Source organism: Mesorhizobium sp. M1406 (assembly GCF_040317555.1).
Taxonomy (GTDB): domain Bacteria; phylum Pseudomonadota; class Alphaproteobacteria; order Rhizobiales; family Rhizobiaceae; genus Mesorhizobium.
Window position 1 is genome coordinate 1 of record NZ_JAMYKW010000119.1, and the last position, 7,442, is coordinate 7,442.

Below are 7,442 nucleotides of genomic sequence, written 5' to 3' on the forward strand. Positions count from 1 at the left end.
GTGGTCGCCTTGGAGCGCCACAAACATCGGAAGGAGCAGCCGTGAAGTATTTTGCTGGATTAGACGTATCTTTGGAAGAGACCGCGATTTGTGTCGTCGATGAGAGCAGTCAGATCGTGAAGGAAACACGAGCGGCGAGCGAACCACAGGCCTTGTCCGATGCGTTGCGGAAGCTCGATCTGCCGCTGGAGCGCATCGGGCTTGAAGCGTGCTCGCTGACGGCCTGGCTTCACGATGGATTGTGCGCCGAAGGTCTGCCTGCGATCTGCATCGAGACGCGCCAAGCCAATGCGGCCATGAAGACGATGCCGAACAAGACCGATCGCAACGACGCCCGCGCGCTTGCGCAGATCATGCGCACGGGCTGGTATCGGCAGGTGCATGTCAAGAGCCGGCAATGCCGGCTGTGGCGTGCGCTGCTGGTTGCCCGCCGGACGGTGCTGAACGAGATGCGCAGCATCGAGAATGTCGTGCGCGCCATGCTGCGAGAGGCCGGCGTCAAGCTCGGTACGCCGTCGCGCACCGCCTTTGCTGATCGCGTGCGCGAACTGGCCAGTGCCGAGGTGATGGCGATGGTCGAGCCGCTGCTTACGATCCTCGGCACCATGCTCAAGGAGTTCGCCCGGCTGACCAAGAAGGTTCTCGACATCGCCCGCAAGGAGGAGGTCTGCCGGCGGCTGATGAGCGCGCCAGGCGTTGGTCCGATTACGGCGCTCGCCTTCCGCGCCACGATCGACCGGCCGGAGCGGTTCGGCTCCTCGCGGGCGGTGGGAGCGCATCTGGGGCTGACGCCAGCGCGATACCAATCCGGTGAGACCGACATCCAGGGCAAGGTCAGCCGCTGTGGCGACGAGCTCGCCCGCACAGCACTCTACGAGGCAGCCCATTCACTGCTTGTGCGTTCCAAAAAGTGGTCGAGCTTGCGCGCCTGGGGCATGAACATCGCCAGACGCCGCGGCATGGCGCGGGCGCGGGTGGCGGTGGCTCGCAAGCTGGCCGTCATCCTGCACCGCATGTGGGCCGACGCAACCGAATTCCGCTTTGGAAAGGAAGCCGCCGGATCGGCATGAAATAGCGCAAGGAACAAAAACGAACACAGACAGTGGTTCGCCCGCGAGGGTGATCTGGATCGTTCCCGTGGGGACGATGGGCAAGGCGATCTCGTTAGCAGGCACGATCCTGGGCGAAGTCTCCCAAGGTCGTTCAGCAGATTGAGACGCCTCGCTCTCCTGACCCCATCATGCGGCGGCTCCGCGCCGACCGCGAAGAGAAGCGAGTGACCCGCGGGGCGACATGGTCCGGAAAAAAGACAGGAAACGCTTGACCTCACCAACCCCAATCAGAGAAGCCTGCTAGGGCTTGAAGATGGAGACAGCCAGTTGCAATCGGGACAGATGGAAGCGTCTACTGCTGTGTGGACACGGTGTCGAGCATTGGCGTGCCCGTCCAATCTATGCGAAAGGGAATCTAAAGCACGTCTTGGGATCGTAAGTCGATCGTGATGTGAAGAGGGGAGCTTTGCTGCTCGATGAGGAGACTGTGGGCGGTCTCCGATCGTGCTTCCCTGCCGCGCGACTCAGCGATCCCGGTGCTGCGAACGCTTTGAGAGGGGTGGCATCCTGAATAGCCCAAGGCGTGCCGCCAGGAGCGTGCGCATCACTATATCCCCGAAAATATCTGGCGAAACGAAGAACGCATCGCGGAACCGGGGGGCTTGAGGTACCTTCGCGGACATCCGCCGAAGAACAGAACACGGCCGCGAGCGCACTGATCCCTTATCCGCCTCAAGGAAAAGGTAAACTCCAGAAACCTTGGTTTCCACTGCGTTCGAGCCGATTTGCGCGAATTCGTCGGCTAAAGACGTGCATTCCCGCGTAACTCGAGGGTGTTTGCGAGTATGCTTGTTTTCAATAGCCGCCTGGTTGAGTGTCTTCTGCCTACTGCTCCCGAGGAGGAACTATGAGCTTGAGCAATTTGGGGACTGAGCAGCTGCGGGAGAAGGACCGAAGCTTCGTCTTTCATCCGTCCACGCACTTGGCCAAGCACAGTCGCGGCGAAACGCCAAACCGGATCATGGCCGGTGCGGAAGGCGTGTACATCTGGGATACCGACGGCCGAAAGAGCCTTGACGGTTTCGGAGGGCTTTACTGTGTCAACATGGGATATGGATGCACGGAGATTGCCGAGGCTATCGCCCGGCAAGCGCACGAGCTGCCGTTCGCGCATGTCTATGCCAGCCAGGGCACGGAGCCGGTCGCGCTTTTGGCGGAGGCCGTGGTCGAATATTTCGGGCAGAACATGCGAAGGGTCTACTTCGGCCTTTCCGGCTCCGACGCCAACGAAACCAACATCAAGCTGGTGTGGTACTACAACAACATTCTCGGCCGCCCTGAAAAGAAGAAGATCATCTCGCGGCATCGCGGATATCACGGGTCCGGGCTGGTCACCGGTAGCCTGACAGGGCTTCCCTTCTTTCACGATTTCTTCGACCTGCCTCTGAATTTGGTGCGCCACACGACGGCGCCCCACCATTACCGCCAGGCGTATGATGGCGAAAGCGAGGAAGCGTTCTCCACGCGCTGTGCCAATGAACTTGATGCCCTTATTCTCGCCGAGGGCCCAGAGACGGTTGCAGCCTTCATCGGAGAGCCGGTACTTGGGACCGGAGGCATCGTTCCACCCCCAAAGGGATACTGGACCGCCATTCAAGGGGTGCTTGACAAGTACGATATCCTTCTTATCGCTGATGAAGTGGTCTGCGGCTTCGCTCGAACCGGTGAGAAATTCGGTTCCCATCTCTATGGCATGCGTCCGGATTTCGTAACCATCGCCAAGGGCTTGAGTTCAGCCTACCTGCCCATCTCCGGGTCAATCATCGGCGACCGCGTCTGGTCGGTCTTGGAACAAGGAACGGAAAAGCACGGCCCACTCGGCCATGGCTGGACATATTCTGGTCACACGCTTTGCGCGGCGGCCGCGCTTGCTAATATTAAATTGCTAAAGGAAAGAAACATCCTGGAACATGTTCGGGACGTCGGACCCTATTGGCAAGCCCGCATGAAAGCCGAACTGGAAGGACATCCCATTGTCGGCGAGGTTCGCGGCATCGGCATTTTATCCGCCGTGGAACTGATGCGGGATCCGAAGGGCCGGTTGCCATTTGAACCCGGACTTCAGGTCGGCGTGCGGGTCGCCGCTGCTTTGTTTGAAAATGGTGTCATAGGCCGCGCCATGCCGCATGGCGATATCCTCGGCTTTGCCCCACCTCTGATCATTACCCGAAAAGAGATCGACATCATCGTCGACGCAACTGCGAAATCAGTCGATACGACCTATCGCGCGCTGAAGGCGGAGGGCGCGATATGATCTGACGTGACGGATGACGCCTCCCACTCGGATCGACCAGGATATCACCTCCGGGAGTCCCTGTGGCGTCATGAGTTGGCGCGCGCAAAAAATCCGCTTCGCTTTCAACGCAACTTGCATGGAGGGTGTGCGAGCCGAGGCCGAAAATGCGACGCAAATCTCGAAACACACTACCGCCTTCGCGTCCGAGACGGCAACGTAGGCTGTTGCAAGAATTGTAGAGGTGACGCTCTCAGAGACGGCCGCCGATGTGCAAGCTTCCTTGAGGTTGAGCTCCTCCATGGAGAGAGTCTTCAACCGCCCGCAAACAGACACCCCGACCGTAAGGAAGTGCAACCGAGAGGACAACTGTCACCTGCCAACAGATGACGCTGGAATGAGGTCTCGGTATCGATAACAGCGCAGTCGAAGCACATATCGCCCTCCCAAGGCGCACGGCCCGGCACGGAGCTCAGTCTCCGGCCGGGCCTTCAACCCAGAATGGCTGCGCGTTGGCCGGCCCGTCTTGGCTCCTTGGACGGGGGCCAGAACTCACTGCAGTTTAGCTATGCAACACGTTTTTCATAGATTTGTAGAGCAAATCGCAGACAGCGCTGACGCGACGGACCTGCGCAACGCTCTGGGCGAGATTGCCTCTTCGCTCGATTTGCCGTCCTTTGCCTATCTTTTCCCTTCGCCTGGCAAGGGCCGCAAGGTGCGCCTGATTTCCACCTATCCTCAATCCTGGACATCTCACTACCTTCAAAGTCGTTATGAAAAGATTGACCCGGTTATCCATCAGGCGCGTGGTGGTCAGGAACCATTCAACTGGAATGCGCACGGTGCTGATCTCGAACTGTCGACGCAGCAGCGACAATTGATGGATGAGGCGACGCAATTCGGCATTCACTGCGGCTTTACGATCCCGATCCATGACAGCACCGGTACGTTTGCAGCACTGACCTTCGCCTCGGATGAAAGGCAACCACTGTTCTTCCGCCTGATTGACCGCTATGACCGCGTGCTGCAGCTCATCGCGATCTTCTTCCATCTTCATGCCTGTCGCAAGCTGGCCGACAGCAGGACCGTCGCTGGCGTTACCCTATCGCGAAGGGAAATGGAGTGTCTGAAGTGGGCGGCTCGCGGAAAGACGGCGTGGGAGATCGGCCGCATCTTGGGAATCAGTCGGCACACCGCAGCCTATCATCGGGATAACGCCAGGAATAAGCTTGGTGTGAAGACGGCTATTCAGGCAGCCGTTCGGCTTGCACTATCCAGGCCATCTCTCTTCACCTGATCTCCGAAACCTGGGCACATACACAGGTTGTTTCAACTCCGGCCTTTGCCTTCAATCGCAGGTGCTATCCATGCGAGGAGAAGGCTATCATGTTGCAGTTGATCACCCCGGATTGTTACGCTGAGTTCAGCGACGAACTCGAGCAGATGCATCGCTTGCGGTATCGCGTTTTCAGGGATCGACTTGATTGGGACGTTTCGTTCAGCGGCGGCTTTGAGGTCGATCCGTTTGATGCGCTTCGTCCCCATTACCTATTGCTGCGTGCGGCCGCCGGACGCATCGACGGCTGCGTGCGCCTATTGCCGACTACAGGACCGACGATGATGCGTGATAACTTCTTCGCTCTTCTTGCCGACCGTCCAGCGCCGGAAGATCGACGTGTTTGGGAAAGCAGCCGTTTTGCGCTTGATCTGCCGCCTTCCGCGCCCAAACAGGCGGGCATCGCAATTGGCACCTACGAGCTGTTTGCCGGAATGGTCGAGTTTGGTTTGTCACGCGGTCTGCGCAGCATCGTCACCGTAACCGATCTGCGCATAGAGCGGATTTTGCGTCGCGCCGGCTGGCCACTTGAACGGTTGTCCGATCCGCAAACAATTGGCAACACACGCGCCGTTGCCGGATATCTCGACGTCTCGAGAGAGAGCTTGGAAGCCCTCCGTCGCAATGGCGGGCTCAAGGGCCCGATCCTGTGGACCCCGGTCATTTAAGACCGCCTGAGCCTGCACTCCAACCCTTTCTGGAAATGATGCAATGGACGAAACAAGACCTGGCCCTGCTTGGCCGGACAGGCAAGATGATCGTGCCTATGGCTATGTCGACCAGCTCACCAGCCGAGGCTGGGCCTGGGAATTCCTCAGGCGCAATCCGGACTTCCAAAAGGATCTGGCGAACGCGCTACGCGGTGCCGAACGCACGAACGCCCGGTCCATGGACATTATCAGCCTGGCTTCGAATACTGTTGATCTCTCGCGCTGGGGCCTTCTGTTTTGCAAGCTCAAAAGGAACTGATGCGAGCGTCTTTTGGTGCCCCTGCCAATGTCCGCATGTTTTGCCCGTTGTGGCCGAAACGGCGGCGCGGCCGCGCGGGGTCGACTTGCTTGATCTCGCCCGGCACTCCTGCCGCATCTCCATGCTCGTCACGCGGGACGGGCATCAGCACCTCCTAGTCGAGGACAGTGGCAGGAGCTTGCAGCTGGCTGCTTCCGGCGTCAGCATCCTCGAACCTGTGCGATTGACATCCTCGGTCCTCTGGTCGCCAGAGGAACTGAAGCAGCGCCTGAACGCGTTGGAATGTCTGAACAGCCTCTGTTGGACCGGCAGGCTGCAATCAGGATTCTTTCCGACCGAGCCCCGTAGCTCGCGGTTGCGCCGAGTCTTACATGCCCTCGACGGCTTCATCGCTGGCGTATCACACCGCGAAATCGGCCTTGCTCTCTTCGGCAGAGCCCGTGTCGAGCAGGACTGGGCCGACCCCGGTGACCATCTTCGAGACAGCGTCCGCCGTGCAGTCAGACGCGGGCGCTCGCTAATGAACGGTGGTTATAAGCGTCTTCTTCTATAACGCCACCATCAGGCCTTTTGGCGGCCAGAGAACAGCTCCTTGTACCCCGCCACCACCAGCCAGTGGGCGCGCGCCAGATGGCTGCGAACCGCCCTTTGGGCGCGCGCTGGCTCTTGCACCGGATCGATTCCCAATATCGCCTGGGCCATCTCTTCTTCGCTGGCATTGCCGGCGCATGCATCTAAGAGCTTCAAATATGTCGTGAAGTGCTCATCGTCGTAAGAGGTCAGGCTCTCCGCCCATGGGACCTCGTCGGCAACAGCAGGTTTGAGCAATCTGTCTACCATTTCATCTCTCGCCGTAAGACCTATCCCGCGCCGCGCAGACTTTGACCGCACAATATCCTAAAATAGGATAATCCGAAACTGGGATTAGTCCATGAGCCGGTTCCTTCTTGGCCCGGTTCGTCTGATGCCGAAATCACTTCGATCAGCTCGCCAGCGCCGGCTGCTACAACGGCTGATTGCGGGGCGCAAAACCAAAGGGGTCACCCAGACCAAGGTTGCTGATATGCTGGGCCGCCCACAATCCTTCGTGGCCAAGTACGAGGGTGGTGAACGTCGGCTGGACGTCATTGAGTTTCTCGACGTCGCCGAGGCTCTCGATATCGATCCTTGTGAGCTTCTGGCACAAATGCGTCGCTGTCGTGACCTGTAGATGGCGTTGCGCTTTGTTTGGCTGTCAAACTTCACGATTTACGTCCTTGAGTTCACGGCTCAGCGGGATTTGCCCTCGCGAAAATGATGCCGTGCAGCCGCTCCCCTTTGTTGCCTCTGATATTTGTAGAGAATACTCCGTGGTGAAATCCTCGACAAGAGGGTGGCTTCTCGTGCATGGAAATCCGAGAGGTCTTTGCCCGCAATCTGCGTAGGCACCGTCAAAAAAAGAAACTGTCCCAGGAAGCGCTGGCGCATGAAGCTGGCGTCGACCGAACATATGTCAGCGCACTTGAGCGCTCGGTCTATGCCGCCAGCATTGATACTGTGGCAAAACTCGCCAGAGTGCTTGGAATCGAGCCGGCCGATTTACTCAACCCTCATTCTGAATAGATCTGGAAGGAAGGACGAAACCGCGGTTGATGAGACTCGGCCTAAGGTTTCCAGGCATTTTTATGCTGCTGACAGGAGCGTCCGCGCGCCTTACAGCGCGCACCGGGTGCTCGTGAACCGAGCCCGCTTTTCTTCGGCAAGCTCAGGCGGTCTCGGCCATTCGGCTTCGCCCCTTGGCGTGGGCAGCCCT

The 7,442-nt window shown here is 58.9% G+C and carries 9 protein-coding genes; 8 read left to right on the forward strand and 1 reads right to left on the reverse strand.

Annotation, left to right across the window (positions count from 1 at the left end; all coding sequences use genetic code 11):
- Nucleotides 1–41: 41 nt before the first annotated feature.
- From NKH03_RS33765 to NKH03_RS33790, 6 genes are all read left to right on the forward strand, one after another.
- Nucleotides 42–1,070 carry an IS110 family RNA-guided transposase gene (locus NKH03_RS33765; protein WP_352973171.1) on the forward strand — a complete coding sequence of 343 codons (1,029 nt, stop codon included), beginning with the start codon at nucleotides 42–44 and terminating at the stop codon, nucleotides 1,068–1,070.
- 889 nt (nucleotides 1,071–1,959) lie between these two features.
- The gene (locus NKH03_RS33770) at nucleotides 1,960–3,366 is read left to right on the forward strand and encodes an aminotransferase (protein ID WP_352973172.1); all 1,407 of its coding nucleotides are present in this window, start codon (nucleotides 1,960–1,962) and stop codon (nucleotides 3,364–3,366) included.
- A 547-nt stretch (nucleotides 3,367–3,913) separates the two neighbouring features.
- On the forward strand, nucleotides 3,914–4,642 hold the full coding sequence (locus NKH03_RS33775; RefSeq protein ID WP_352973173.1) for a LuxR family transcriptional regulator: 729 nt from the start codon (nucleotides 3,914–3,916) through the stop codon (nucleotides 4,640–4,642).
- 89 nt (nucleotides 4,643–4,731) lie between these two features.
- Nucleotides 4,732–5,349 carry an acyl-homoserine-lactone synthase gene (locus NKH03_RS33780; RefSeq protein WP_352973175.1) on the forward strand — a complete coding sequence of 206 codons (618 nt, stop codon included), beginning with the start codon at nucleotides 4,732–4,734 and terminating at the stop codon, nucleotides 5,347–5,349.
- A gap of 43 nt (nucleotides 5,350–5,392) precedes the next feature.
- Nucleotides 5,393–5,650: a transcriptional regulator domain-containing protein gene (locus NKH03_RS33785; RefSeq protein WP_023747687.1), complete on the forward strand. Its 258-nt coding sequence runs from the start codon at nucleotides 5,393–5,395 to the stop codon at nucleotides 5,648–5,650.
- A 121-nt stretch (nucleotides 5,651–5,771) separates the two neighbouring features.
- A complete protein-coding gene (locus NKH03_RS33790) occupies nucleotides 5,772–6,203 on the forward strand; it encodes a DUF2285 domain-containing protein (protein ID WP_352797697.1) in 432 nt (143 codons plus the stop codon).
- An 8-nt stretch (nucleotides 6,204–6,211) separates the two neighbouring features.
- Here NKH03_RS33790 and NKH03_RS33795 read toward each other — a convergent pair whose 3' ends face one another.
- Nucleotides 6,212–6,490, reverse strand: coding sequence for a DNA -binding domain-containing protein (locus NKH03_RS33795; protein WP_352973177.1), 279 nt, complete (start codon nucleotides 6,488–6,490; stop codon nucleotides 6,212–6,214).
- A 91-nt stretch (nucleotides 6,491–6,581) separates the two neighbouring features.
- Here NKH03_RS33795 and NKH03_RS33800 point away from each other — a divergent pair, with 91 nt between their 5' ends.
- Complete coding sequence (locus tag NKH03_RS33800; protein ID WP_352973178.1) at nucleotides 6,582–6,860, forward strand: helix-turn-helix domain-containing protein; 279 nt, start codon at nucleotides 6,582–6,584, stop codon at nucleotides 6,858–6,860.
- Nucleotides 6,861–7,036: 176 nt separating this feature from the next.
- On the forward strand, nucleotides 7,037–7,252 hold the full coding sequence (locus tag NKH03_RS33805) for a helix-turn-helix domain-containing protein (protein ID WP_352882703.1): 216 nt from the start codon (nucleotides 7,037–7,039) through the stop codon (nucleotides 7,250–7,252).
- Nucleotides 7,253–7,442 lie beyond the last annotated feature (190 nt).

What these genes read in the sequence shown, in the direction of transcription:
- NKH03_RS33770 (WP_352973172.1), top strand. Translation starts at nt 1,960, where the DNA reads ATGAGCTTGAGCAATTTGGGGACTGAGCAGCTGCGGGAGAAGGACCGA.
- NKH03_RS33775 (WP_352973173.1), top strand. Translation starts at nt 3,914, where the DNA reads ATGCAACACGTTTTTCATAGATTTGTAGAGCAAATCGCAGACAGCGCT.
- NKH03_RS33780 (WP_352973175.1), top strand. Translation starts at nt 4,732, where the DNA reads ATGTTGCAGTTGATCACCCCGGATTGTTACGCTGAGTTCAGCGACGAA.
- NKH03_RS33785 (WP_023747687.1), top strand. Translation starts at nt 5,393, where the DNA reads ATGGACGAAACAAGACCTGGCCCTGCTTGGCCGGACAGGCAAGATGAT.
- NKH03_RS33790 (WP_352797697.1), top strand. Translation starts at nt 5,772, where the DNA reads ATGCTCGTCACGCGGGACGGGCATCAGCACCTCCTAGTCGAGGACAGT.
- NKH03_RS33795 (WP_352973177.1), bottom strand. Translation starts at nt 6,490, where the DNA reads ATGGTAGACAGATTGCTCAAACCTGCTGTTGCCGACGAGGTCCCATGG.
- NKH03_RS33800 (WP_352973178.1), top strand. Translation starts at nt 6,582, where the DNA reads ATGAGCCGGTTCCTTCTTGGCCCGGTTCGTCTGATGCCGAAATCACTT.
- NKH03_RS33805 (WP_352882703.1), top strand. Translation starts at nt 7,037, where the DNA reads ATGGAAATCCGAGAGGTCTTTGCCCGCAATCTGCGTAGGCACCGTCAA.